The organism is Enterocloster aldenensis, from assembly GCF_003434055.1.
GTDB lineage: Bacteria > Bacillota > Clostridia > Lachnospirales > Lachnospiraceae > Enterocloster > Enterocloster aldenensis.
In genome coordinates this window covers 236,480-262,038 of the sequence record NZ_QVEX01000004.1, presented here as the reverse complement: position 1 = coordinate 262,038, position 25,559 = coordinate 236,480, and the positions used below count along the sequence as shown (strand labels likewise).

The following is a 25,559-nucleotide window of genomic DNA, read 5'->3' as shown; positions in this document are numbered from 1 at the left end:
TTTACTTAAGCCAGGTTGGAATATCCCATCAGGCTCTTATCCACGGCTTTCGCCACCTCACGCCCTTCCCTGATGGCCCATACCACCAGGGATTGGCCTCTGCGCATATCCCCTGCCGCAAACACCCGCTCCACATTGGTCTGGTATGGACCGCATGGCGCGGCCACATTGGAGCGCGCGTCCAGCTTCACGCCAAAAGCGTCCGCCACATAGGCCTCGCTTCCCAGGAATCCCGCGGCAATCAGCACCAGGTCCGCCGGGATTTCCCGGCCGCTGCCTTCCACCGGCGCCATAATGGCACGGCCGCTCCCTTCATCCTTCCCAGGCACCAGGTCACAGATCACAGCCTTGCACACCCTGCCCTCTGCATCCTTCACAAACTCCTTTACCGTTGTCTGGTAAACCCTGGGGTCATGACCGAATACACAGATTGCCTCCTCCTGGCCATAGTCCGTCTTAAGGACCCTGGGCCATTCCGGCCATGTGTTGCCATCCGCCCGCTTCACAGGCGGTCTGGGCATCATTTCCAGCTGGGTCACGGATGCGCAGCCATGGCGGATGGCGGTTCCCACACAGTCATTGCCCGTGTCCCCGCCGCCGATTACAACCACATGCTTATCCCTGGCAGTAATATAATTCCCGTCCTCCAGGTGTGAATCCATAAGGCTTCTGGTAGTGGCCTTCAGGAAGTCCACTGCGTAATAAATCCCCTGGGCGTCCCTTCCGGGCACATTAATATCCCTGGGATTAGATGCCCCGCAGGCCAGGATGACGCGGTCGTATTCCTTCATAATCCGGTTCACCTTATAATTCTTACCTACATTGGCTCCGGTGATAAAGGTAATGCCTTCCGCCTTCATCACCTCCACCTTGCGCTCAATCACCCATTTCTCCAGCTTCATATTGGGAATCCCGTACATAAGCAGGCCTCCCACCCGGTCGCTGCGTTCAAACACAGTCACTGAGTGGCCCCTTTTATTCAGCTGGTCCGCGGCAGCCAGCCCGGCCGGTCCGGAGCCGACGACGGCAACCTTCTTACCGGTGCGGATGGAGGGCGGCTTTGGCAGGGCATACCCGCAGTCATACGCCTTTTCAATAATGGCCCGCTCATTTTCCTTTACCGTCACCGGGTCCCCGTTCAGGCCGCAGGTGCAGGCGGCCTCACAGGGAGCCGGGCATACCCTGGATGTGAATTCCGGGAAACTATTGGTCTTTTTAAGCCGGTTAAAGGCCTCCTGCCAGTTGCCCGTATATATCAGGTCATTCCACTCAGGAATCAGGTTGTTAAGCGGGCATCCGCTGACCATCCCCTTCATCATGACGCCTGACTGGCAGAAGGGAACGCCGCATTCCATGCACCTTGCGCCCTGTTTCCTCTGTTCCTCCCCGCTTAAGGGGGTATGGAACTCATTCCAGTTTTTTATCCTGTCCCTGGCAGCTGTCTCAGCACTTACTTCCCGTCCATAATCTAAAAATCCTGTCATCTTTCCCATGACGTCCCGCCTCCTTATCCTCTGACATTGGCATAAAATGCCTCAATCTGCGCCTGTTCACTGTTCAGCCCCTTTTCTTCCATCTGCACGATTGCATTCATCATGCGGCGGTAATCATGGGGGACAATCCGTTTGAACCTGGGGAGGTATTCGCTGAAATGGTCCAGTATACGCTTGCCCTTTTCTGAATTGGTATAGGCCACATGCTCCTGGATCAGTCCCTTAAGCTCCAGCACATCGTATTTATTCGTCACTTCCTCAAAGGATACAAGCTCCTTGTTCAACCGCTTATACAGGCTGCGCTCCTCATCCAGTACATAGGCGATGCCTCCGCTCATGCCGGCTGCAAAGTTCTTGCCAGTGGTCCCAAGCACCACCACGCAGCCGCCTGTCATATACTCGCAGCCATGGTCGCCCACGCCTTCCACCACCGCGGTTGCACCGGAATTGCGCACGCAGAACCGTTCGCCTGCAATCCCGTTAATGAACGCCTTGCCGCTTGTTGCCCCGTACAGGGCTACATTCCCAATGATGATGTTGTCCTCGGCCCTGAACCGGACGCCTGTTGGCGGGTACACCACCAGCTTGCCGCCGGAAAGCCCCTTGCCAAAGTAATCGTTGGAATCCCCCACCAGTTCCAGGGTAAGCCCCTTTGGTATGAAGGCGCCAAAACTCTGTCCGCCGCTTCCGCTGCAGCTGATGGTAAATGTATCCTCAGCCAGCCCTTCCGGGTACTTCCTGGTGATTTCCGAGCCAAAGATGGTCCCAAGGGCACGGTTCACATTGGAAACATCCACCTGGACGCTCTTTTTCTGCCCGCTTCCGAGGGCGCTTTTCAGTTTCTTTACAAAAACCTGCTCATCAATGGTGTCCTCCAGCTTAAAATCAAAGGCCTGTTTCTCATGGTACCCCGCCACCTTCTGTCCTGCGTAAGGATTATCAAGGATACGGCTCAGGTCCACTTTACCGCCGCGGCCCTGCGCTCCCTCCTTTGGGCGCAGAAGGTCCGTGCGTCCCACCAGCTCATCCACGGTGCGCACGCCCAGGGCCGCCATGTATTCCCGCAGCTCCTCTGCAATAAACTTCATGAAATGGATGACATACTCCGGTTTTCCCTTGAAACGCCTGCGCAGCTCCGGGTTCTGGGTCGCAATCCCCATGGGGCAGGTGTCCAGGTTGCACACGCGCATCATCACGCAGCCCATGGTCACAAGGGGCGCAGTGGCAAAGCCGAACTCCTCCGCGCCCAGCATGCAGGCAATGGCAACATCCCTGCCCGTCATCAGCTTACCGTCCGTCTCAAGGATTACCTTATCGCGCAGGCCGTTCATGATCAGGGACTGGTGCGCCTCCGCAACGCCCAGCTCCCAGGGAAGCCCTGCATTATAGATGGAATTCCTGGGGGCCGCGCCGGTGCCGCCGTCATAGGAGGAAATCAGGATGACCTGGGCCCCTGCCTTGGCCACGCCTGCGGCCACCGTGCCCACACCTGCCTCAGACACCAGCTTGACGGAAATCCTGGCCTCCTTGTTGGAATTTTTCAAATCATATATGAGCTGGGCCAGGTCCTCGATGGAATATATGTCATGATGGGGCGGCGGCGATATAAGGCTGACCCCCGTGGTGGAATGCCTTGTCTTTGCCACCCACGGATACACCTTCTTGCCAGGCAGCTGTCCGCCCTCGCCGGGCTTGGCGCCCTGTGCCATCTTGATCTGGATTTCCCTGGCGCTGACCAGATACCGGCTGGTGACCCCGAACCGCCCAGAAGCAACCTGTTTGATGGCGGAACACTTATTGTTCTTCCCCTGGCCCGACGCCAGACGTTCCAGGCTCTCGCCGCCCTCGCCCGTGTTGGATTTGCCGTGAATCCGGTTCATGGCAACCGCCAGGCACTCATGGGCCTCCTGGGAAATGGAGCCATAGGACATGGCGCCCGTCTTAAAGCGGGTCACGATGGAATCCACGCCCTCCACCTGGTCCAAGGGGATTCCTCCGTCCTCAGGGAACTTAAAGTCCATCAGGGAGCGCAGATGATAGGTCTTGTCATCCCTGTCAACCTCAGCCGTATACTCCTTAAATGTATCATAACTTCCTGTCCTGGCAGCTTCCTGCAGCAGATGGATGGTAAGGGGATTATACAGGTGTTCCTCCTGGCCAGAACGCGACTTATGGCTTCCCACGCTGTCCAGGGTCAGGTCCACATCCAGTCCCAGGGGGTCAAAGGCAGATGAATGAAGGGTATCCACATCGTTGGCAATATCCTCCAGCGTAATGCCTCCCACCCGGCTGACCGTATTGGTGAAGTATTTGTCCACCACCTCCCTGGAAATACCGATGGCCTCAAAAATCTGGGCGCCCTGATAGGACTGGATGGTGGATATCCCCATCTTGGAAGCAATCTTCACAATGCCGTGGAGCACAGCCATGTCATAATCCTTGACAGCCGCGTAATAATCCTTATCCAGCATTCCCGATTGAATCAGGGAACGGATGGACTCATGGGCAAGATACGGGTTGATGGCGCAGGCGCCATAGCCCAGCAGGGCGGCAAAATGATGGACTTCCCTTGGCTCCCCGCTTTCCAGGATAAGGGCAACGCTGGTGCGCTTCTTGGTCCTTACCAGGTACTGCTGGAGGGCCGATACCGCAAGAAGGGACGGGATGGGCACATGGTTCTCATCAATATCCCGGTCAGACAGGATGATGATATTGGCCCCGTCCTTGTGGGCCCGGTCCACCTCCAGGAACAGGCGGTCAATGGCCCTTTCCAAAGACGTGTTCTTGTAGTAGGTAATAGGGACTTCCTCCACCTTGAACCCGGGCTTTCTCATATACTTGATCTTAAGCAGGTCGGTTTCCGTAAGGATGGGGTTCTCCACCTTAAGGATTTTGCAGTTTTCCGGCCGTTCTTCCAGGATGTTCCCCTCCTCTCCCACATACACGGTGGTGGAGGTCACGATTTCCTCCCGGATTGCATCAATGGGCGGATTGGTAACCTGCGCAAAAAGCTGTTTAAAATAATTAAAAAGGGGCTGGTGCTTGGCTGACAGGACGGCCAGGGGACTGTCCACGCCCATGGCCGACACTGCCTCTGCCCCGTTTAACGCCATGGGCAGGATCATGGTCTTATACTGTTCATATGTATACCCATAGGTTTTCTGCAGCCTCAGGCGCTGTTCCTCCTCCATGGCAGCCACGCCCTTATTGGGCACTGGCAGCTCCTTGATGTCAGTCAGGTTGGAATCCAGCCACTCGCCGTAAGGCTTGCGGGACGCATAGTAATGCTTCAGGTGTTCATCATCCACCAGTTCACCCTTTTTTGTATCCACCAGAAGCATTTTCCCGGGACGGAGGCGGTCTTTCTTCACCACCTTTGTCTGGTCAATGTCAATGGCCCCCACCTCAGAGGCAAGGATCATATATCCGTCCTCCGTGATATAATACCTGGAAGGCCGCAGGCCGTTCCTGTCAAGAACCGCGCCCAGCACATCCCCGTCCGTAAACAGGATGGAGGCAGGGCCGTCCCATGGTTCCATCATGGTGGCGTAATACCGGTAAAAATCCTTAATCCCGCCATCCATGTACTTGTCATACTCCCAGGGGGCAGGAATGGTGACCATCACGGCCAGGGCCAGGTCCATGCCGCTCATCACCATGAATTCCAGCGCATTGTCCAGCATGGCGGAGTCAGAGCCTTCCTGGCTGATGATGGGCAGAACCTTGTGCATGTCATATTTAAAATACTCCGACTCCATGTTTTCCTCACGGGCAGCCATCTTATCCGCATTGCCCCGGATGGTGTTGATCTCGCCGTTATGCACGATAAAACGGTATGGGTGGGCGCGCATCCAGCTGGGATTTGTATTGGTGCTGAACCTGGAGTGGACAATGGCAATGGCGGACCTATAATCCTCATCCTGTAAGTCCGCAAAAAAACGCCTTAACTCCCCCACCAGGAACATGCCCTTATACACAATGGTACGGCTGCTCAGGGAGACCACATACGTATCCTCGTTGCTCTGTTCAAACACCCGGCGCGCCACATACAGCTTCCTGTCAAAATCCAGGCCAGGCTTTACCTGGACAGGTTTTGCCACAAAGCCCTGGGCGATATAGGGCATCACTTCCACAGCCCTCTCACCCAGGATATCCGGGGCAGTGGGGACCACCCTCCATCCCAGGAAAGTAAGGCCTTCCTTCTTCACAATGATTTCGAACATCTTCATTGCCTGGTTGCGGGCAAGCTCATCCTGGGGGAAGAAGAACATGCCCACGCCATACTCCCTCTCGCCTCCGATTTGGATGCCGAGAGGCCGTGTCACCTTTTCAAAAAAGCCGTGGGAAATCTGGAGCATGATGCCAACGCCGTCGCCCGTCTTGCCCTCGGCGTCCTTGCCGGCCCTGTGTTCCAGATTCTCCACGATGTGGAGTGCCTGATTGACTGTCTCATGGGTCTTGATGCCTTTGATATTGGCAACTGCCCCGATTCCGCAGTTGTCATGCTCAAAACGCGGGTCGTACAGTCCTGGTTGTTTCTGTTTGGAATCCATAAGCATACTTCCTTTCTTTTGACGGCAGGGACTAGCCCGGGGCGTGTATGAAACGTGTATTGGGGATAACGCCGGAGGACATATCCCGGGGGAACTTCCGCCTGTTTTTTTATAGTGGTGATGATACTACATTTTTTTCCTTTTGTAAACTGGTTTTTGTCCTTAATTGTCAGATTATTTGACTTTTTATAATATCGTTATGTTGTTTTCTGTTATATTCGACTATTATAACAAAGTTACCACTTTTGTGCGCACATCTCATACATACATATCCACCGCTATATTTTCCATGTATTTTCCGGTTATCCGTGATATACTTAATGCATCACATATATACAGGAACCTGACATTTTCAGCATCCGCACATCAAGGAGGGACCTATGAAAAAACACATCCACATATTCGGCGCTTCCGGCTCCGGCACCACCACCATATCCCAGAAAGTATGCGGACACACAGGCTACAGCCATTTTGACTCGGACAGCTATTTCTGGCTGCCCCCCGGACCCCTTTACAGTCACGCGCGGGCGCGGGGACTACGCAGCCCTGATGGACCGGGACTTAAACAGCAGCCCCCATTGGGTACTCAGCGGTTCCGTGACCGGCTGGTATGATGAACTGGTATCTGTGTTTGATTTAATTGTCTTTGTATACGTCCCCACGGACATACGCATGGAACGGCTCAGACGGCGGGAGGCAGAGCGGTACGGCGATGCAATCCTGCCCGGAAACAGCAGGCACCAGGCGTCCGCTGAATTCATTGAATGGGCATCCGCCTACGATTCAGGAACAAGGTCAGGCAGAAGCTGCCGCAAAACAGCATATTGATGTGCGTCTGACCGTTGGGCGGTCATTCCGCAAATAGAAAAAGCGGCATGGCATATCCAATGCCATACCGCAGTAATATATGATTTTACACCTGAACTTACATCTCACCCAGTCCGCTCTCAATGGCCTCGGTCAGGGTCTTCATAGCCTCTTCTTCGTCCTCGCCGTCGCAGATCAGATTAATCTCAGTCCCGCTCTTAATGCCGGCCGCCATGACATTCAGCACGCTCTTAGCGATGATTTTCTTCTCCCCACATTCAATCGTAATATCGCTCTTGAACTTCATGGCTGTCTGGGACAGGACTCCTGCTGGTCTTAAGTGTAAACCGGATGGATTAATAACTGTTAATGTTTTACTGATCATAATACACGCTCCTTATTCACTATTTTATACTCATTTGAAAGAATATCCCATGATACGGACATACCCTCAGGACACCGTCTTGTGCAATGTCTCCTATGAAAGATTCTATTACATCTGCCTGTCTATGTCAAGTTAATCGGGCAATTCCTAAGCAACTTTTTCACAAACTTTCCCACAATCCAGGTTGTACCTGTAACCGGATTTCCATCCATGGCAAATCAGGGACGGCCAGACCAATCAGCCGCTTCCCCTGCGCATGCCAGGATGCTACGTAGATAGCAAGTGCCATCTCACAGGGATTCATGCAGCGGTGTACCGGTCTCTGCCCGGGAATACACGCAGCCGCAGTAATCCTGGCGGTAAAGGCCGTATTCCCCAGACAACTCCACGGAGCGTTTATAACCGTTTTTCTTCTTAAAATCAGATACCAGGTATGGCACCCCATATAGTTCTGCCATCCTCAGGCCAATGTCATTGAGCCTGGCCGCATTTTTCATGGGACTGATGGTAAGGGTGGTGGTAAAATAATCATAACCGCCTTCCTTTGCCAGTCTGGCAGCATGTTCCAGGCGCAGCCCAAAGCATTTAAAGCAGCGCTCCCCGCCCTCCGGAACCTTCTCATATCCTTTGACGGCCGCGTAAAAATCTTCCGGCACATACTCCCCTGCCACGAACCGCACCGGCCCCGGCAACTTCATTTCCCTGATTAGGCGCTCCTGTTCCCTTACCCTTGCATCATACTCCTGCGCCGGGGCAATGTTGGGATTATAATAATACACCGTGATGTCAAAGTATTGGGACAGGTATTCAAGGACATAACTGCTGCATGGCGCGCAGCAGCTGTGCAGCAGCAGGCGGGGCCGTTTCCCTTCCCGCCTAAATCCTTCTATCAGCCCTTCCATCTCTTTCTGATAATTCCGTTTCTGACCACCCTGTGCCATTCCAGGCCTCCTTACGACTTAATGTGTGTGCCATACACCAGAAAAAGAGGCCGCCTGCAAAACGACCTCTCCCCCTGACATACATATTAATTGTAACCGTTCAGGCAGCCCATCCTGCTGACCGTCTGAACGGTTACTATCAATTACAGGAAATCCCTGATTCTCTTGCTTCTGACCGGATTGCGCAGCTTCCTCAATGCCTTAGCCTCAATCTGGCGGATACGCTCCCTGGTGACATTGAACTCCTTGCCCACTTCTTCCAGGGTACGGGGATGCCCGTCCTCCAGCCCGAACCTGAGCACGATGACCTGGCGCTCCCTCTCCTTAAGGTCGCCCAGAAGCGCGTCGATGTGTTCGCGGAGCATGACGGATTCCACATTGCCTTCCGGAGTGACCACATTATTGTCAGCCACAAAATCCCCCAGGTTGGAATCGTCCTCTTCACCGATCGGTGTCTCCAGGGACGCGGGTTCCCTGGCAATCTGCATGATTTCCATAACCTTGTCCTCGGTCATGTCCAGAGCCTCTGCCAGTTCTGTCACCGATGGCTCATAACCAAGCTCCAGGGTAAGCTTCCTCTGCATCTTGGACATCTTATTAATCGTCTCAACCATATGCACCGGTACGCGGATGGTCCTCGCCTGATCTGCCAATGCCCTTGTAACCGACTGGCGGATCCACCATGTTGCATATGTACTTAGCTTATAACCTTTTGTATAGTCAAATTTTTCCACGCCCTTAATCAGGCCCAGATTGCCTTCCTGGACCAGATCCAGGAAACTCATCCCTCTGCCGGTATAACGTTTTGCAATGCTGACCACAAGACGTAAATTGGCCTCGATAAGCCTCTCCTTGGCATAATCATCGCCGTCAGCCTTGCGCTGGGCCAGGTTCAACTCCTCGTCTGCCGTAAGAAGGGGCACTGTGCCAATTTCTTTGAGATACATGCGGACCGGGTCTTCAGTGCCGATACCCTCCAACAGATCCACTGCATCCAGGTCGATTTCTTCCTCTTCTGCATCTTTAATGAAGCTGTCATCGTCTAAATCCAGGTCTAAATCAATGTCATCAAGCAGAACAGTGTCCTCGGTAAGCATCGCTTCGTCCAGTACGGGAACAACGTCAATATTACGGTTCTCCAGGTAACTGTAAATTTGGTCCATCTGTTCCGGTGACAGGTTATCCCCGGTAAAAAAATCATTAATCTCCCCTGCATCCAGCGTGTTGTGCTTGGATTTCGCATGTTCGACCAGCTTTTCCAGCTTCTTTAAAAAATCGTCCTTTTCCACTGATAAACGTCCTTTCGCTTAAAGGTAAATGTGGAGACTCCCACAACTTATCATTATATACCACTCGGCAACGTATTTCAACACATTTCGACATTTTATTTATTTTTTAAGGAGTATCCGTATCCGTTCCTTTAAATTTCCAATATCTACCTCTGTCCTGGTACCGCCGTACTCTCCGTCCAGTACCCAGTCAACGCCCCATTCCGAGGTCATGCGGATGGACGCGGTCTTAAACTTGTACACGTATTCATTGGGTTCTTCCTTCAGGAACATGTAGGAAACAATATTGCTAAGGTCCACCGGAGTCCTTGGCATGCGGATGAGCAGGACTTCAAACAGGCCGTCATTCAGGGCCACGGACTGGTTCACCAGCCCCTTGAATCCCCCCACGCTCCTTGTGTTGGTCACCATCCCAAAAGCAAAATCCTCCTCCAGCACCTGGTCATCCCACTCCACCTTCATGTGGTAGGGCTTGATGCCGGCCAGGCTTTTGACCCCTTCCAGCATATAGGCCTGGTGTCCCAGCAGGTTCTTCCTGTCCTGGGAGGTAAGGTAGGACACTTCCGTAAATGCCCCAAAGGCGGCAATATACATAAAATACCTGTTATGGCAGAAGGTCCCGATATCAATGGCATAAGGCATGCCTTCCACGATATCCGCGGCTGCCTGGGGCATTCTTTTGGGGATTTCCAGACTGGATGCAAAATCATTGGTGGAACCGGCAGGAATGTATCCCAGCATGGGGAGCTTCTTAAGTTTCATCATTCCGGTCACGGTCTCATTTAATGTACCGTCCCCACCGCTGCACACCACCACGTCCACACGGTTGCCGTACCTGGCAACTACCTCTGCCGCGTCAGACTGTTTCTGGGTCACATGGACACGGATTTCATAACCCGCCCTGGTAAAAATATCCAGGATTTCCATCAGATGACCCTTAATCTGCTCCTTGCCGGAACGGGGATTAAAAACAAAAAGCATTTTTTTCATCCATCATTCCTCCTTTTCATTGTAACCAATTTTGACAAACTTATCCAACCAATGCCGTATAGGCCTGAAATGCGTTGGGAATGGCATAGGAGGAAGCCAGCAATTCCCTGGAAACAAAGAACCAGCCCGCGTCCGGGGTTTCATCTGCCGCGCCTTCCCCCTCTTCCCTTCCTCCGGGAAACAGCGGATCCGCAGCAGCCTCGTCCAGCACCACCCGGTATCCCGTCATATGCCACTCCACGTGGGAAAACACATGCTTTGCAGCGGGAAGCGGGGTAATGGATTTTATCCATAAAGGCGCCATGCCCAATACCGAAGGTATCGCATCCGCATCCGGATGGCCGCAGGCATTGGGAAACTCATAAAGCCCTGCCAGAAGCCCGTTCATGGGACGCTTGCGGATTGCCACCTTATCTTGATATTCTATGATGAAAACGGTCTTTTCCTCGATTTTCCTCGCTTTGTTTGGAGATTTATAAGGGATTTCCTTCCACCATCCGTTCCTGCGCGTCAGGCACAGGGAAGCCAACGGGCATTCACCGCACCTGGGCTCCCCTCCCGGGATGCATACCAGGGCACCTATCTCAATCAGCCCCTGGTTATAGGAGCTGGCGTTTCCGGCAGGCATGACGGCTTTCAGTTCCTGTTCCATCCCCGCCTTCACCGAGGCCTTCCGGATGTCCCCCCGGTCCCCCAGCACCCGCGAGATGACCCTGAGCACATTGCCGTCCACGGCCGGCATGGGGATGCCAAAGGCAATGGACGCAATGGCCCCGGCCGTGTAACTCCCGATTCCAGGAAGCTTTATCAGCTCCTCAAAGGATGCAGGAAGGCAGCCGCCGTATTCTTCCATCACCATCCGGGCCGCTGCCTTAAGGTTTCTGGCCCGGTTGTAGTACCCCAGGCCTTCCCACATTTTCATAAGATGATCATCCTCCGCCCCGGCCAGGTCCCGGACCCCGGGGAATGCTTTCATAAATCGTTCAAAATACGGTTTCACTGCCTCCACCCTGGTCTGCTGCAGCATGATCTCGGATATCCATACACGGTAAGGTTTGGGATCGTCCCTCCACGGAAGGGAACGCGCCCTGCTGCCATACCAGGCCAGTAACGGCTTTTCCATGGCCTTAAGCCGTTCCTCCCGGCCAAGGGGGTCCTGCTCCCGCTCCATGACCTGGAGGCTGTCGTATAAACGTGCTGTGTCAAATATATCCATAAATACCTCTTACCGATACCTCCCCGGATATGACCGGCGCCACCGTACCGTCCCTTTTCCTCACAAGAAGGCTTCCTTCATCGTCAATTCCCAGGGCCGTTCCTTCATATTGTCCCCTGGGGTCCAGCACCAGTACCTCCCGGCCCGTGTTGGCCAGTTCCCTGTTATAATCCTCCTTCAGCCGCGACATGTCACATGTCTCAAGGAATATATCATAATATGTCTCAAAGGCCTCAGCCACTGCCCGGATGACAGGGCTGCGCTTTATGCTTTTTCCCAGTTCCAGCTTCAGGGAGGTTGCCGTGTCACGGATTTCCTCAGGAAATTCGTCAATATTTACATTGATTCCAATTCCTGTTATCACATAACGGATGGTCTCATCCTCCGTGCTCATCTCTGTAAGGATCCCGCATATCTTCCTGCCTGCCAGCACAGCGTCATTGGGCCACTTGATCATGGCATCCAGGCCCGTGCTTTCCTTTACCCCCCGCACCACGGCCATTCCGGCAATCAGGGTAAGCATGGATGCATGGACAGGGGCAATGTCGGGACGGAGCAGCATGCTCATCCATATGCCCACGCCCCTGGGCGATGTCCAGAGCCTGCCCCGGCGTCCTTTTCCCGAGGACTGGCTGTCAGCAATCACCAGGGTGCCGTGGGGTGCCCCTTCCTCTGCCAGCTTCCTGGCCCTTGTATTCGTGGAATCCGTTTCATCAAAATATTCCAGCCTGTTCCCAATCCATCTGGTTTTCAGTATGGATTTAAGCTCAGCCTGGGTAATCACATCCGCATCCTCCACAAGGCGGTATCCCCGGTTGCGGACAGCTTCAATTATATAACCTTCTTCCTTTAAATCATTGACGGCCTTCCACACGGCTGTGCGGGAGACCCCCATCTTATCGCATAGCTGCTGGCCGGAAAGGTAACCGCCCGTGGCCCTCAGCATGTTTAAAATCTCCGACTTCATCTGTCACCTCTTTTATGCGGGAAGGTCTGTTCCCGGTATTATGCCCAGATACTGACAGCGCTTAAGATGCCAAGGACAGCCAGTAAAGCGGCCAGCACCAGCTGCAATATGCCCTGGCGGCGTTTCTTCTTATCCCGTCCCCATGTCTTACATTCAAATATACCGCTTACGGCGTTTAATAATGCTGCCAGCAAAAACACCAGGGGGAACAGCATATGGTTTCCCTCCGGGTTAATGAATGACAGCACGGCCAGGATTACAATCGCAATCCCCAGTATCAGGTGGGCCATGTCCAGGAATATCCCGGCATGGCGCTCACCCCTTCCTCTTTGCCCATGCATATGTGCTATTCTCCTAACGTCGCTAACATTACAGCCTTGATGGTATGCATCCTGTTCTCAGCCTCATCAAACACCACGGACTGGCTGGATTCAAATACCTCGTCTGTTACTTCCAGTTCCGATACGTTAAAACGGGTTCCCATCTCATGGCCGATTTTGGTTTTCAGGTCATGGAAGGAAGGCAGGCAGTGAAGGAAAATGGCCTTGGGTCCGGCATTGTCCATAACAGCCTTTGTCACCTTGTATGGGGTCAGCTCCTTAATGCGCTCCTCCCATACCTCGTCCGGCTCTCCCATGGAAACCCACACGTCCGTATCAATCACATCCGCTCCCTTGGTTGCAGCCATCACATCCTCTGTCAGGGTAATGGAACCGCCGCTCTCCTGTGCAAAAACCTGGCATTCCGCCACAAGGGCCTTGTCAGGGAAATACCTGGCCGGTGCGCATGCAACAAAATGCATACCCATCTTTGCGCAGGCAATCATCAGGGAGTTACCCATATTATAACGCGCATCGCCCATATACACAAGCTTTACGCCTTTTAAATGTCCCAGGTGTTCGCGGATGGTGAGAAGGTCTGCCAGCATCTGGGTGGGATGGTCCTCATTGGTAAGGCCGTTCCACACAGGCACCCCTGCATATTTAGCCAGTTCTTCCACAATCTCCTGCCCGAATCCGCGGTACTCAATCCCCTCATACATCCGGCCCAGTACCCTTGCGGTATCCGCAATGCTCTCCTTCTTGCCGATCTGGGAACCGGACGGGTCCAGATAGGTGGTACCCATGCCCAGGTCATGGGCCGCAACCTCAAAGGCGCAGCGGGTCCTGGTGCTGGTCTTTTCAAATATCAGGGCCACATTCTTTCCCTTAAGCGTATCTGTCAGGATACCCTTTTTCTTCTTCTCCTTCAATTCCGCTGAAAGGTCCAGCAGGTATGTAATCTCCTCCGATGTATAATCTTTCAGCGTTAAAAAATGTCTTCCCTTTAAATTCATGATATCCTCCGTCTCCCACCACTGCATATGGCTGTATTTTATTAATATTTATGCATCTTTATGCATAATATACTACACCTGGAGGCTGCTGTCAAGAGTGGGGATCAATAGTTTCCGCGCAGCGCTTCCCGCTTTTTTGTGAATCAGGTTCAGAAGTTCATCCACTGTATAAATTTTAAACCGGCTGATGCGGTACTGTTTTGCCAGGTCCTCCAGCAGGGAAAGGTACAGTTCCCTGTAATCCCATCCATCCTTAAGCTTCAGTTCCTTTGCCAGCATGGGAAAAATCCGTTCCGTATACACCCGGTAGCCCGGCAGTCCATGGGACTGGGCCGTGTCCCCAAGGCCTCCGCAAACAGCCCCTGCTTTATCAGGATCCAGATAGGTCATCAGACATGGGATTTCCGACATCATCTTATCAAAATAATAAGGTTCGCCCTCCGGCGCATCAATATAATAAATCCTGCCCGCCAGGCCGTAAAGCATGCGCCTGCCGTCAAAATACCCCAGCAGCATGTTCCTCCTGGCCCGTTTCCTGTCAAACTCCAGTATGCCCCCAAGGTCCTGCCTGGGCGCCACATGGTACAGGTTCACATCCCCGGGTACCTCCAGCTTCTTTTCCGTATCAATGCCGTATCCGTAAATCCGCAGTACGATGATATCCTTATATCCTTTGTCTATCAGCACATCCACGGGCACGTTGTTAATCCCGCCGCCGTCCATATAGTATTTGCCGCCCAGCTTTTCCTGCCGGAAGCCAATCAGATATGCACTGGCCATGAGCATGTCGCCGATGGTCCCCTCCGGCGCCTCCTTTACATTGGCAATCAGGGGCTGGCGGTCCGAAAGGGAGTAGGTGACCACATAAAGCTCCCTGTCCGAGTTCCTGATTTTCTCCTCATCCACCACATCCTCAATCAGTCCCTTTAAGGGGGCAATGTCAAAACCGCCGTCCTTCAGGATCTTTTTGATTCCAGATATAAGTTCCCCCACATTCAGGGATGTGATGCTGGAAATCCTTCGCAGGCTGAACTTCCTGAGCCGGTCCATCATTTCGTCATCCACGTCCATCACCCTGGAATAGCTGATATTTTCCCATATGCGCTCTGCCTTCTTAAAATCATCCATACAGATAAGGGCGCCGTTCAAAGCGCCCACCGAGGTGCCCGCAGCCCCCCTTATCCTGACCCCGGCCTCCCTAAGGGCGCGCCAGGCGCCTACCTGATAGGCGCCCTTGGCTCCGCCGCCCTCCAGTACAATGCCGTATTCCTTGCTTAAATCCAGCTGAAGTTTCATGATTTCTGCCCGTCCTTTACGTGTCTGCCCATTAAAAATGCCACTGGCCGTATAAGAATCAGCGTAAGGAATGATACTGCCACAAAACCGGCCAGCTGCTGTTCCATGGAGCCGCCTGTAAGGGCCACTGCAAACGCCCCCAGCGCCCCCACTGCAAACCACAGTGAGGTAAGGCAGCAAAATGCCATCTCCACGCCCAAGAATACCAGAAATGATACAAGCCATCCCAATGATGCCATGCATTGTCCTCCTTCCTGTGGGCAGATGCGGCATGTCTACTCCTGCCGGTTCCTGCGCTGCCTTGCAGCCTCGAACATGAGGACGGATGCAGCAACCGCCGCATTCAGGGATTCCACCCTGCCCGCCATCGGAATCTTCACATAACAGTCAGCCATGGCCGCTGTCCCATCCGTCAGCCCGCCCGCCTCATTGCCGATTAAAAAGCCCACATTGTCAGTATAATCTTCCTGGTCATAATTATTCATTCCCTTTAAATGAGCCGCAAACAGACGCACGCCGCTGTCCTTCATGGTCTGGCACGCCTGGCGGATATCATCCACATAGACAAAGGGCATCCTGCATATGGACCCCATGGTGGAGCGGATGACTTTGGGATTATAGATGTCCGTGGTCTCACGGTTCATCACGATTCCTGTAATGCCGGCGCCTTCCGCGGCCCTTACGATGGTTCCAAGATTCCCGGGATCCTGGATGGTTTCCAGTACCATGACTGCCAGTTTTCCATTCCGGGGCGTTTTCAGTATATCCCCAAGCGTATAGGTCTTCTGCCTGGCCACGGCCAGCACGCCCTGGGGTGTCTGGGTGTCGGCCATCACTTTCATGACCACATCCGTAACCATTTCAAACCGGAAACCGTCCATCCACCTGCGGTTCTCCCTGTCGCCTGCAAAGCCTTCTGTTACAAAGAGGATTTCCGTGTCCATCGGTGATAGTTCCCGGCACATGCGCAGGCCTTCCGCCACATATACGCCTTCCTCCCTGCGCGCCTTTGCCCTGTTCCTCAAATTCACCACGCGTTTTACCTGTTTATTGGCCGTGCTGTTTATCATAATTTTTCTCCTGTATCTGTTATTTCCTGATCATCCATCCGCGCCTTAGAGCGTGTTTGAAAATTGCGTTCCGTGGGGCGTGCTTTGCCCTAAGGGGTACCTATGGTGGATTCCTTAGGGCAGACGGCCGGAATGAATTTTCAAACAGGCTCTAGCCCAGTTTATCCAGCTCGTCCAGCCAGAGCCTGCTGCACGCGTCGCTGGGCATACGCAGGTCGCCTCTGGGGGACACTGCCACGGAACCCACCTTGGGACCGTCCGGCAGGCAGGAACGCTTAAACTGCTGGCTGAAGAATCTCCGGTAGAACACCTTCATCCATTTCAATATGACTGCATTGTCATACTGGCCCCTGAATGCCTGCAATGCCATGCGGTAAATCTTGGACGGCGCATAACCGTAACGCAGGGCATAATATAAATAGAAGTCATGGAGTTCATAAGGCCCAACCAGGTCCTCTGTTTTCTGGGAAATCTGTCCGTCCTCAGGGGGCAGCAGTTCCGGGCTTACCGGGGTGTCCAGCACATCCAGAAGCACGTCTGCCAGTTCCTTTTCCCTGCAGGTATCCGCATAGTAGCGGACCAGGTGGCGCACCAGGGTCTTTGGCACGGACGCATTCACCCCGTACATGGACATATGGTCGCCGTTGTAGGTGGCCCAGCCCAGGGCCAGTTCCGACATGTCCCCGGTGCCGATTACAAGCCCTCCCACCTGGTTGGCAATATCCATAAGGACCTGGGTCCTTTCCCTGGCCTGGCTGTTCTCATAGGTCACGTCGTGATTGTCCATGTCCTGTCCAATGTCCGTAAAATGCTGGCTTACGGCCTGGCGGATATTGACCTCCCTAAGCTCAGCCCCAACCTTGGCCGCCATGGCGCAGGCATTGTTGTAGGTCCTGTCCGTGGTCCCAAAGCATGGCATGGTGATGCAGTGTATATTGGTCCGCGGTAACTTAAGCGCGTCAAAAGCCCTGACAGTCACAAGCAGGGCCAGGGTGGAATCCAGGCCTCCTGAAAGCCCCACCACCGCGTGCTGGCTGCCCGTGTGTTCCAGACGCTTTTTAAGTCCCATGGCCTGGATGGAAAGGATTTCCTCACAGCGGCGGCTGCGCTGTCTCTCATCTCCCGGCACAAAGGGAGCCGGATCTATGAAGCGGAGGATATCCCTGCCGGATTCTTTTTGGCCGGCTGCCTGCGGGGTCTGGGCGTTTGCATTGCTGCCGCCGGCAGGATACAGTTCAAAATCCACAATCATATACCCGCCTTCTTTCCTGGCGTCATCGGCTGCCGGGAATGTGGTCATGCGCCTGCGCTCGCTGTCCAGACGTTCCATGTCCAGGTCGGCGCAGATGCTTTCATTGGTAAAACGCCTGGATTCCACCAGACAGGTTCCGTTCTCCGCAATGATATTCTGGCCGCCGAACACCAGGTCCTGGGTGGATTCGCCGTCCCCTGCATTGGCATACACATAACCGCACACCAGCCTTGCGGACTGGCTGCAGATAAGTTCATGGCGGTATACATCCTTACCCGTGGTCTCATCGCTGGCGGAACAGTTGACAATGACCGTGGCACCGGCCAGGGCGTGCCGGATACTGGGGGGCGCCGGGGTCCATACATCCTCGCAGATTTCCACACCCACGGCGAGCCCTTTCATGTTGCTGCAGCGGAACAGCAGGTTCGTACCCATGGGGACCTGCCCGTCCTCCCATGCCACAAACACCGGCCGTTCATTGCCGGGACAGAAGTGGCGCGCCTCGTAAAATTCCGCATAGTTGGGGAGATGCTTCTTGGGCACGATTCCCAGAAGCTTTCCTCCCTGGATAACAGCAGCCACATTGAAAAGCTTGTCCTCCCGTTCCCATGGAAGTCCCACAAACACCAGGATATCCCTGTCTTTCGTTGCGCTTATGATGCGGGCCAGTTCCTCCCTTGCCTTTAACAGCAGGGATGACTGGTAGAACAGGTCGCCGCATGTATAGGCAGTCAGGCAGAGTTCCGGGAACACCATAAGCTTCACGCCTCTGCCGTACCCCTGGTTAATCAGTTCAATGATCTGCTGCGCATTATATTCCGGGTCAGCTACTTTTATTTTAGGGGTGGCAGCCGCAACCCTGATAAATCCGTCTTTCATATTCTCAAGCCTCCGTATCTCTCTCAATCATCATGCCTATAACTATCATGCCCATTTTACTATATTTTCCCTGGTTCCACAATCCTAACCTTTCAAATACTCCGGCATGGGCTTAGTAATATTATAGTGTGTTTCCAGTTATATGGAAAGAAGTTTATGGATTACCGGAAACAGATGGAATGATAACACATATTTCGGATACTTTCAAAGGCTGGAAAAGGATTACATTTACATTTTCCCCAATCTGGTGTACAATTTTTCACAACAAATCTGATAAAAGCAGGAGCGGTAAAATGATAAACGAATTTTCCAGAACAGAAATGCTTATAGGACAGGAAGGCCTTATGTCCCTTAAAAATGCCGCCGTGGCAGTATTCGGGGTAGGCGGCGTCGGCTCCCACGCCATTGAGGCGCTGGCCAGATGCGGGGTGGGAAGGCTGGTGCTCATTGATAACGACACGGTTTCCCTCACCAACATCAACCGTCAGAGCATCGCCTTCCACAGCACCATAGGATGTCATAAGACACAGGTCATGAAAGAAAAAATCCGGGATATCTGTCCGGACACCCAGGTAATCACCTTTGAGGAGTTTGTACTTCCGGACAATATTGACCTGCTCTTTGAAAACATAAAGGACCGGATGGATCCCCCCGGCCCCATTTCCTATATCCTGGACGCAATCGATACCGTGACAGCCAAGCTGGCCCTGGCAGAATACGCTGCCAGGCATGGGATTCCCCTCATTTCCTCCATGGGGACAGGCAATAAACTGCATCCCGAACAGTTCCGGATTTCCGACATTTCAAAAACCTCTGTCTGTCCTCTCTGCAAGGTCATGCGCAGGGAGCTGAAGGCCAGGGACATAAAAAGGCTGAAGGTGTGCTGGTCACCCGAGCCACCGCTGACACCGTCCCCCACCCAGGAGGACACCGGAAACCGGCGCGCCACCCCCGGAAGCATCTCCTTCGTGCCGCCGGTGGCGGGACTTCTCATAGCCGGGGAAATCGTGAGGGAAATCTGTGGGGTTGGATGATTGCGGGGTTGGATGAGGACAAGAAAAGATTTTCGATGGAATAGAAAAGCCACGGGGCATATCACATTGGGGCCTCATGGCTTTTCGTCATTCCAACAGGGGCGTCCATATCCTTCTGCCTGTCACTCTATGGGCGCCCTGTAAAACCTTCCCACAAACTGCTGGGTCCTCAGCACATTGATGATTACGTGTTCATCCGCGCCCTGCATCACATGGATGGCGTCATTTACCTCATAGGCGGAAAGGACCGTGTTTAACAGATACATTTTCTTCTTGCTGTAGCCGCCCATTGCCTCCACGCAGGACATGCCGTGACGGAAATGTCCGATATATGCCTCCACCACTTCGGGACCTTTCATGGTCGTGACCTGAAGGGTGACCAGTTCATATCTGTGGTGGAACGCGGATATCATCCTGGTGGAAATGAATTGGAATATGATGGAATACCCGGCATGCTTCCAGCCAAATATGGCGCCGTAAAAGCAGTACATCACTGCATTGCCAAAAAATACATAACTCCAGATGGACTGCCCTGTCCTGTTGGAAACAAAAAGTGCAATAAAATCAGTGCCTCCGCTGGAAGCATTGCCCCTGAGGGCAATCACGATGGCACATCCAAAAATAACCCCGCCGAATATCACGTTCAGCACCTCATCGGTAAATATCGGCGTAAAATTAAATACCTGGAGGAAAATACTGCTTAAAAACACCTGTACCAGGGAAAATACAGTGAATCTTATGCTGATTCCCCTGCAGCACATAAGGGCCACCGGAATGTTCAGGGCTACCATGGTTACCTGCATGGGAATATTGAGACCCCACAGTCCTCCCAGGCGCTCCACCAGCATGGCCATACCGGTAAATCCGCCGGATATGATGCCGGCCGGGCGCACAAACACCTGCAGGGCATATGTCTGTATCAGCGCTGATATGATCACGGCTGCCAGAGTCATGCCAATCCTAACGCGCCTGTCCTTTTTCCACTTATTAATGAAGGCTGAAATACGTCCAATCCATTTCATAAAGTCCTCCGCTCCCATTATCTGCCTTAATTTTATCCCCTCTTCCTGACCTATCAGGCCATATCCCAATCATCCAATCACATGATTATCCTTCAAATCATATAATTATCCTTCATGTTCCTGCGCCACTGCACCAGGTCCTCCAGCGTATACCGGTCCACAACGCTGCTGATGGCTTCATCCAGTTCCCTCCACAGCCTGAGGGTTACACAGTCCATCTGCCTTGTGCAGGGATTCTCTCCCCCGCTTAAGCAGTCCACGGGCGCCAGGCTTCCTTCGGTTACCCTGAGTATCATTCCCACCGTGTATTCTGATGCAGGCTTAGACAGATAATAACCGCCCTGGTTCCCGCGGATGCTGCGCACATAACCGGCCCTTGACAGGATGGAGATGATCTGCTCCAGATATTTGCCGGAAATCCCCTGTCGGTTTGCTATGTCCTTTATCTTGACGGGCTCGCCGTCTCCGTGTACGGCCAGGTCCACCATGGTGCGCAGGGCATAACGTCCTTTTGTTGATACTAACATATATATTCACGTCCTTTTGGTTTATTGTTTGTAGATGTGCTGAAAAATATCCGTATACGATTATCATACTATTCCTGTAGGAAATATGTCAATAGAAACTTGTCCCATGTATGAATAGACTGGCAGCATTTATGGGAAACATAAGCATGTTGATGCAGGACATATTGCATGATTAAAAATCAGAATGGAGGTTTGACATGAAAACAGACTTGAACCAGGAACCTGTATTTCTCACTGATAAAAACCGTATCGTGGTGCTGGAAGCCCTGTGCAGCGCCCCAAATGCAGCCCTTCCCGATACCTGCAGGCCATTTGAGATACTGGAGCCAATCATGGCGGAAGGCGCCAGCGAAAAACATCTTCCGGTGGTGGAGACAGAGGGACTCCATGTAACGGTAAAGGTGGGCGAAATATTCCATCCCATGGACGGGGAACATAACATCGGCTGGGTCTGCCTGGTCACAAAGGCCGGCTGCACCATGCGCGTATGCTTAAGCCCGTCCTGTGAACCGGTGGCACACTTTACATTGGAAAAAGGCGATTCACCCAGGGCCGCGTACGCCTATTGCAACCTTCATGGATTATGGAAAACGGAAATCCAGGCCTAAGACGGATCCGCACCAAAAGCTTCCGGTAAGCCTGGAGCGTGTTGCTAAATAAAAAGGGAGCTGCCCTTCCCCCACAGAAGGCAGCTCTCAGTCACGATCAAAACCGTCACACTATTAGTTTATCTGGCATCCCCATACCAAACAAAAACCCGTAAGGCACTCCTTTGTGCTTCTTACATGGACACTATATCACCCTTTCCATGATTTGTCAACGATTTTTGTGCACATTAGCAAAAAGCGTTCCCCTGCCAGCTGCTTTTTATATAAATTTCTCCCATTTGTCTTTACTCTAAAGACAAATGTACTTATGTATAATAACATTTACTCAGTGCATACTAACTTTATGCAATTTTTTCATCAGAAGTCGCGCAGAAAGGAATAAACAATGGAATTTTCCCAAAATTTAAAAGACAATATTACCCACCTTCATGAAAAGCTGAATGTCCAGACGAATTTTGATGTGGTATACCGTATTGTCCACATCGGAGGCCGGGAGGCCTGCCTGTATTTTATAGATGGTTTTACAAAGGATGAATCCCTCTTAAAAATCCTCCAGGTTTTCTCCACCATCAAACCGGAGGACATGCCAAAGGACGCCCACGCCTTCTCCAAACAGTATGTCCCATATGGGGAAATCGGCCTGCTGTCCAATGATACAGACATGATTACCCAGCTTCTGTCCGGCGTATCCTGTCTGTTTATTGACGGCTTTGACAAATGTATTACCATTGACTGCCGCACCTACCCTTCCAGGGGGGTAAGTGAACCTGAGAAGGACAAGGTCATGCGGGGGTCCAGGGACGGCTTTGTGGAAACCCTGATTTTCAATACGGCCCTGATCCGCCGCCGTATCCGCGACCCCAGGCTTACCATGGAAATCATGTCAGCAGGCGAAAGCTCCCACACCGATATTGCTATCTGTTACATGGAAAACCGGGTGGATAAACAGCTTTTAAAGAAAATAAAGGACCGGATCAAGGATTTGAAGGTGGATGCCCTGACCATGAACCAGGAAAGTCTGGCGGAATGCATTTTCCCGTATAAATGGTTCAATCCGTTTCCCAAGTTTAAGTTTTCAGAGCGCCCGGACACGGCGGCCGCATCGGTCCTGGAAGGAAACATCATCATCCTGGTTGACAACTCCCCTTCGGCCATGATCCTTCCCTCTTCCGTGTTTGACATCATCGAGGAGGCGGATGACTACTACTTCCCGCCTGTCACAGGAACCTACCTGCGTCTATCCAGGATGACCATCTCCGTCCTGGCCCTGATGCTGACACCCACATGGCTCCTGTTCATGCAGAACCCTTCCTACATCCCGGAATGGCTGGCATTCATCCGCGTGTCCGACCCCCTGAACGTCCCCCTCATATGGCAGCTGCTCATTCTGGAATTTGCCATTGACGGCCTGCGTCTGGCAGCAGTGAACACTCCCAGCATGCTGACCACCCCGCTGAGTGTAATTGCAGGTATTGTACTTGGGGAATATGCCGTAAAATCCGGATGGTTTAACAGCGAGACCATGCTGTACATGGCCTTCGTAACTATTGCCAATTACTCCCAGGCCAGTTTTGAACTGGGTTATGCCATGAAGTTCATGCGCGTCATCATACTGATACTGACCGCCATCTTTAATGTGTGGGGGTATATTATCGGTACGGCGATTGCCATCTGCGCCATTGTATTTAACAAGACCATTGCAGGAAAAAGCTATGTATATCCCCTTATCCCCTTCAGCCTGAATGAGTTAAGGAAGCGGTTCCTCAGAGGCCGCCTTCCCCACACTGAGAAATAGGGATTGGGCAGCAGGAAGGAATCAGGGGCTGTGAAAAAACGGAGCGGACCTTACCCTCCATTTTTTCACAGCCCCTTGTGCATTTTGCAGGTATATATACTTGCGGATACATAATATAATCTTATTATGCAGGAGGAGGCGTGACCATGAAGATTGTAATTGTAGGAGGCGGATGGGCCGGCTGTGCGGCCAGTGCCCAGGCAGCCAAAAGCGGCGCCAGTGTAACCCTGTTAGAGCGCACGGACTCCCTGCTGGGAACCGGCCTTGTGGGCGGTATCATACGCAATAACGGCCGTTTCACTGCCACGGAGGAGATGGCTGCCATGGGCGGGGACGATATGTTCCGGGCCATGGACATATGCCTGCGCCACAAATGCATTTCCTTTCCCGGTCATCAGCACGCCGACCTGTACGACATATCCAAAACACCCATGGCAGTGGAACAGCGCCTGCTTCAGCTGGGTGTTTCCATATGCAGGCAAGCCAGGGTGACCGGCGCAGACATGTCCGGGGATAACACCACAGTCCTGTCTGTCTGTGACGACAGGGGCAACCGGTATGAAGCCGATGGGTTCATTGACGCCACGGGAACCGCCGGGCCCATGAACAACTGCAGGCAATATGGCAACGGATGCGCCATGTGCGTGCTGCGCTGCCCCAGCTTCGGCGGCCGCGTCAGCCTTTGCGGCCTTACCGGGCTTACTGAACTTAAGGCAGTGGGACATGAGGGCTCATATGGGGCCATGAGCGGTTCCTGCAAGCTGTTTAAGGAATCCCTCTCCCCCGGGATTGTAAAAGCCCTGGATGATAATGGCGTGGTCATCATCCCCCTTCCCCGGGAACTGATGGAAAACCATCTTTCCATCAAGGCCTGCCAGCAATATGCCATAAATGAATTTGCCGAAAACATCATCCTTTTGGACACCGGACACGCCAAAATGATGACTCCCTATTACCCGCTGGAAAAGCTTCATATGATTCCCGGATTTGAATGCGCCCGTTATGAAGACCCATATGCAGGGGGCAAGGGCAACTCCATGCGCTATTTTGCCATGTGCAGGCGGAGCAACAGCCTGAAGGCGGACCAGCGGACCAACCTGTTCTGTGCCGGTGAAAAGGCAGGCCTCCTGGTAGGCCACACCGAAGCCATTGTCACCGGCGTCCTGGCCGGGCATAACATGGTACAATTCCTCTCCGGCCGCCCCCTCCTTGAGTTCCCCCGGGAACTGGCCGTGGGCGAGGCCATTGCATGGGTTAAGGAACAAATGGAAACGCCGGAAGGCCTGAGGGAAAAATATACATTTTCCGGCTCCTGCCTGTTCCGGCGCATGAAAGACCTGGGGCTTTATTCCATTGATACGGAGTCCATCCATAAAAAAGTAGAGGACCTGGGGCTGGCCGGTATTTTCTCTTATCTATAACATAAGCCATAAAGCAGGCCTGACGCCTCCCCTGTTATCGCCGGACGAAGGGTGGAAACAGGAAGAAATATTGCACAGAAAGATATTGTTTCCCTGGATGCCTATGTTCCCATCGCCATGTACGTAAACAGCCTTCACATTGTTGCGGCCAGGTGAACGGAGCCACCACCACCATTCATAACCTTCAAATGTTGCTGTCCGTCTGCAGTTATTTTCATCCTTCCGCTGGAACCAATACCTTTGATTCCTGCCAGGATGATACAATTTTCCGCTGCTGTCACCAAAATACCGGCAGACAGCCTCTTCCACGCTTAGCAAAAATATGGCGTCCTTGGTATCCTCCCCGCCTTTGGAGCCATACCATTGGTTATCGGGGTTTTCATTCATCACCGGGATAATCCTGGAACGGTCCGCTTGGTTAAACGATCCATAAAACTCACTGTTAAGATATCTCCTTAATTCACAGTCAGACCATGTGGTATCTTTATAAACATCATTATATGCCCGCAGTTCTATGATATCTTCTGTTATGACCAGGGCGGTATGGTTCTGTATATCAAGAATGCGCCAATCATATCCGCCGAATGGTATGATTGAGCCAATCGGTAACTCCTTCATGGTTTTCCTCCTTAACCTCATCCATTGTGGACATACATTCTTACCTCATCAGAATCCCCA

23 protein-coding genes are annotated in these 25,559 nt (G+C 52.7%); 6 read left to right on the top strand and 17 right to left on the bottom strand.

Annotated features, from left to right (window positions below; genetic code table 11):
* Positions 1 to 5: 5 nt before the first annotated feature.
* Together DWX59_RS11285 and gltB are read right to left on the bottom strand one after the other, a co-directional pair.
* A complete protein-coding gene (locus DWX59_RS11285) occupies positions 6 to 1,493 on the bottom strand; it encodes a glutamate synthase subunit beta (RefSeq protein ID WP_117559073.1) in 1,488 nt (495 codons plus the stop codon).
* A 14-nt stretch (positions 1,494 to 1,507) separates the two neighbouring features.
* The gene (gene gltB, locus DWX59_RS11280) at positions 1,508 to 6,046 is read right to left on the bottom strand and encodes a glutamate synthase large subunit (RefSeq protein WP_117559072.1); all 4,539 of its coding nucleotides are present in this window, start codon (positions 6,044 to 6,046) and stop codon (positions 1,508 to 1,510) included.
* A 380-nt stretch (positions 6,047 to 6,426) separates the two neighbouring features.
* On the opposite strand from gltB, the gene DWX59_RS28700 reads away from it, so the two are divergent.
* On the top strand, positions 6,427 to 6,660 hold the full coding sequence (locus tag DWX59_RS28700; protein ID WP_166460200.1) for a P-loop NTPase family protein: 234 nt from the start codon (positions 6,427 to 6,429) through the stop codon (positions 6,658 to 6,660).
* 13 nt (positions 6,661 to 6,673) lie between these two features.
* Positions 6,674 to 6,874 carry a P-loop NTPase family protein gene (locus tag DWX59_RS11275; protein ID WP_207660423.1) on the top strand — a complete coding sequence of 67 codons (201 nt, stop codon included), beginning with the start codon at positions 6,674 to 6,676 and terminating at the stop codon, positions 6,872 to 6,874.
* 97 nt (positions 6,875 to 6,971) lie between these two features.
* Here the strand turns inward: DWX59_RS11275 and DWX59_RS11270 are convergent, their stop codons facing one another.
* From DWX59_RS11270 to DWX59_RS11215, 12 genes are all read right to left on the bottom strand, one after another.
* The gene (locus tag DWX59_RS11270; RefSeq protein WP_008722810.1) at positions 6,972 to 7,238 is read right to left on the bottom strand and encodes an HPr family phosphocarrier protein; all 267 of its coding nucleotides are present in this window, start codon (positions 7,236 to 7,238) and stop codon (positions 6,972 to 6,974) included.
* Positions 7,239 to 7,528: 290 nt separating this feature from the next.
* Entirely contained in the window at positions 7,529 to 8,179 is a 651-nt protein-coding gene (locus tag DWX59_RS11265) for an epoxyqueuosine reductase QueH (protein WP_117559070.1), read from the bottom strand.
* Positions 8,180 to 8,322: 143 nt separating this feature from the next.
* Positions 8,323 to 9,468, bottom strand: a complete 1,146-nt coding sequence (rpoD, locus tag DWX59_RS11260; RefSeq protein ID WP_007870074.1) for an RNA polymerase sigma factor RpoD — start codon at positions 9,466 to 9,468, stop codon at positions 8,323 to 8,325.
* A gap of 99 nt (positions 9,469 to 9,567) precedes the next feature.
* On the bottom strand, positions 9,568 to 10,458 hold the full coding sequence (locus DWX59_RS11255) for a diacylglycerol/lipid kinase family protein (protein ID WP_117559069.1): 891 nt from the start codon (positions 10,456 to 10,458) through the stop codon (positions 9,568 to 9,570).
* Between the two features lie 40 nt (positions 10,459 to 10,498).
* Positions 10,499 to 11,674 (bottom strand): A/G-specific adenine glycosylase, encoded by a 1,176-nt coding sequence (gene mutY / locus DWX59_RS11250; protein WP_117559068.1) that lies wholly within the window; start codon positions 11,672 to 11,674, stop codon positions 10,499 to 10,501.
* Positions 11,661 to 12,641, bottom strand: coding sequence for a biotin--[acetyl-CoA-carboxylase] ligase (locus DWX59_RS11245; protein WP_117559066.1), 981 nt, complete (start codon positions 12,639 to 12,641; stop codon positions 11,661 to 11,663). Before DWX59_RS11245 ends, mutY begins: the two co-directional genes overlap by 14 nt.
* 38 nt (positions 12,642 to 12,679) lie before the next feature.
* Positions 12,680 to 12,982, bottom strand: a complete 303-nt coding sequence (locus DWX59_RS11240) for a DUF6637 family protein (RefSeq protein ID WP_117559064.1) — start codon at positions 12,980 to 12,982, stop codon at positions 12,680 to 12,682.
* Positions 12,983 to 12,987: 5 nt separating this feature from the next.
* Complete coding sequence (argF, locus tag DWX59_RS11235) at positions 12,988 to 13,977, bottom strand: ornithine carbamoyltransferase (RefSeq protein ID WP_117559062.1); 990 nt, start codon at positions 13,975 to 13,977, stop codon at positions 12,988 to 12,990.
* A gap of 72 nt (positions 13,978 to 14,049) precedes the next feature.
* On the bottom strand, positions 14,050 to 15,273 hold the full coding sequence (locus DWX59_RS11230) for a patatin-like phospholipase family protein (RefSeq protein WP_117559060.1): 1,224 nt from the start codon (positions 15,271 to 15,273) through the stop codon (positions 14,050 to 14,052).
* Positions 15,270 to 15,512 (bottom strand): NfeD family protein, encoded by a 243-nt coding sequence (locus tag DWX59_RS11225; protein ID WP_117559058.1) that lies wholly within the window; start codon positions 15,510 to 15,512, stop codon positions 15,270 to 15,272. The genes DWX59_RS11230 and DWX59_RS11225 overlap by 4 nt, the downstream gene beginning before the upstream one ends.
* Positions 15,513 to 15,548: 36 nt before the next feature.
* Entirely contained in the window at positions 15,549 to 16,343 is a 795-nt protein-coding gene (locus tag DWX59_RS11220; RefSeq protein WP_117559056.1) for a TrmH family RNA methyltransferase, read from the bottom strand.
* A 151-nt stretch (positions 16,344 to 16,494) separates the two neighbouring features.
* A complete protein-coding gene (locus DWX59_RS11215) occupies positions 16,495 to 18,474 on the bottom strand; it encodes an NAD(+) synthase (RefSeq protein ID WP_117559054.1) in 1,980 nt (659 codons plus the stop codon).
* 293 nt (positions 18,475 to 18,767) lie between these two features.
* Between DWX59_RS11215 and DWX59_RS11210 the strand changes: the two genes are divergently transcribed.
* Complete coding sequence (locus DWX59_RS11210; RefSeq protein ID WP_117559308.1) at positions 18,768 to 19,508, top strand: tRNA threonylcarbamoyladenosine dehydratase; 741 nt, start codon at positions 18,768 to 18,770, stop codon at positions 19,506 to 19,508.
* A gap of 122 nt (positions 19,509 to 19,630) precedes the next feature.
* Here DWX59_RS11210 and DWX59_RS11205 read toward each other — a convergent pair whose 3' ends face one another.
* Together DWX59_RS11205 and DWX59_RS11200 are read right to left on the bottom strand one after the other, a co-directional pair.
* Entirely contained in the window at positions 19,631 to 20,530 is a 900-nt protein-coding gene (locus DWX59_RS11205) for a YitT family protein (RefSeq protein WP_117559306.1), read from the bottom strand.
* A 92-nt stretch (positions 20,531 to 20,622) separates the two neighbouring features.
* Positions 20,623 to 21,057, bottom strand: coding sequence for an RrF2 family transcriptional regulator (locus DWX59_RS11200; RefSeq protein WP_117559052.1), 435 nt, complete (start codon positions 21,055 to 21,057; stop codon positions 20,623 to 20,625).
* A 209-nt stretch (positions 21,058 to 21,266) separates the two neighbouring features.
* Here DWX59_RS11200 and DWX59_RS11195 point away from each other — a divergent pair, with 209 nt between their 5' ends.
* From DWX59_RS11195 to DWX59_RS11185, 3 genes are all read left to right on the top strand, one after another.
* Complete coding sequence (locus DWX59_RS11195) at positions 21,267 to 21,665, top strand: desulfoferrodoxin family protein (protein ID WP_117559304.1); 399 nt, start codon at positions 21,267 to 21,269, stop codon at positions 21,663 to 21,665.
* 385 nt (positions 21,666 to 22,050) lie between these two features.
* Positions 22,051 to 23,460, top strand: a complete 1,410-nt coding sequence (locus DWX59_RS11190; RefSeq protein WP_117559050.1) for a spore germination protein — start codon at positions 22,051 to 22,053, stop codon at positions 23,458 to 23,460.
* Positions 23,461 to 23,606: 146 nt separating this feature from the next.
* Positions 23,607 to 24,881, top strand: coding sequence for an FAD-dependent oxidoreductase (locus DWX59_RS11185; RefSeq protein WP_117559048.1), 1,275 nt, complete (start codon positions 23,607 to 23,609; stop codon positions 24,879 to 24,881).
* Here DWX59_RS11185 and DWX59_RS11180 read toward each other — a convergent pair.
* Entirely contained in the window at positions 24,876 to 25,499 is a 624-nt protein-coding gene (locus tag DWX59_RS11180; RefSeq protein WP_117559046.1) for a DUF6273 domain-containing protein, read from the bottom strand. The two genes, DWX59_RS11185 and DWX59_RS11180, sit on opposite strands and share 6 nt — an antisense overlap.
* Between the last annotated feature and the right edge of the window lie 60 nt (positions 25,500 to 25,559).

Bases quoted from the DNA above. Each gene is read 5' to 3' on its own strand.
- DWX59_RS11200 (WP_117559052.1), bottom strand. From the start codon at position 21,057: ATGTTAGTATCAACAAAAGGACGTTATGCCCTGCGCACCATGGTGGAC.
- DWX59_RS11245 (WP_117559066.1), bottom strand. From the start codon at position 12,641: ATGAAGTCGGAGATTTTAAACATGCTGAGGGCCACGGGCGGTTACCTT.
- DWX59_RS11255 (WP_117559069.1), bottom strand. From the start codon at position 10,458: ATGAAAAAAATGCTTTTTGTTTTTAATCCCCGTTCCGGCAAGGAGCAG.
- DWX59_RS11180 (WP_117559046.1), bottom strand. From the start codon at position 25,499: ATGAAGGAGTTACCGATTGGCTCAATCATACCATTCGGCGGATATGAT.
- DWX59_RS11205 (WP_117559306.1), bottom strand. From the start codon at position 20,530: ATGAAATGGATTGGACGTATTTCAGCCTTCATTAATAAGTGGAAAAAG.
- mutY (WP_117559068.1), bottom strand. From the start codon at position 11,674: ATGGATATATTTGACACAGCACGTTTATACGACAGCCTCCAGGTCATG.
- DWX59_RS11265 (WP_117559070.1), bottom strand. From the start codon at position 8,179: ATGGCACAGGGTGGTCAGAAACGGAATTATCAGAAAGAGATGGAAGGG.
- DWX59_RS11190 (WP_117559050.1), top strand. From the start codon at position 22,051: ATGGAATTTTCCCAAAATTTAAAAGACAATATTACCCACCTTCATGAA.
- DWX59_RS11220 (WP_117559056.1), bottom strand. From the start codon at position 16,343: ATGATAAACAGCACGGCCAATAAACAGGTAAAACGCGTGGTGAATTTG.
- argF (WP_117559062.1), bottom strand. From the start codon at position 13,977: ATGAATTTAAAGGGAAGACATTTTTTAACGCTGAAAGATTATACATCG.
- DWX59_RS11230 (WP_117559060.1), bottom strand. From the start codon at position 15,273: ATGAAACTTCAGCTGGATTTAAGCAAGGAATACGGCATTGTACTGGAG.
- DWX59_RS11225 (WP_117559058.1), bottom strand. From the start codon at position 15,512: ATGGCATCATTGGGATGGCTTGTATCATTTCTGGTATTCTTGGGCGTG.
- gltB (WP_117559072.1), bottom strand. From the start codon at position 6,046: ATGGATTCCAAACAGAAACAACCAGGACTGTACGACCCGCGTTTTGAG.
- DWX59_RS28700 (WP_166460200.1), top strand. From the start codon at position 6,427: ATGAAAAAACACATCCACATATTCGGCGCTTCCGGCTCCGGCACCACC.
- DWX59_RS11185 (WP_117559048.1), top strand. From the start codon at position 23,607: ATGAAGATTGTAATTGTAGGAGGCGGATGGGCCGGCTGTGCGGCCAGT.
- DWX59_RS11270 (WP_008722810.1), bottom strand. From the start codon at position 7,238: ATGATCAGTAAAACATTAACAGTTATTAATCCATCCGGTTTACACTTA.
- DWX59_RS11285 (WP_117559073.1), bottom strand. From the start codon at position 1,493: ATGGGAAAGATGACAGGATTTTTAGATTATGGACGGGAAGTAAGTGCT.
- DWX59_RS11240 (WP_117559064.1), bottom strand. From the start codon at position 12,982: ATGCATGGGCAAAGAGGAAGGGGTGAGCGCCATGCCGGGATATTCCTG.
- DWX59_RS11210 (WP_117559308.1), top strand. From the start codon at position 18,768: ATGATAAACGAATTTTCCAGAACAGAAATGCTTATAGGACAGGAAGGC.
- DWX59_RS11215 (WP_117559054.1), bottom strand. From the start codon at position 18,474: ATGAAAGACGGATTTATCAGGGTTGCGGCTGCCACCCCTAAAATAAAA.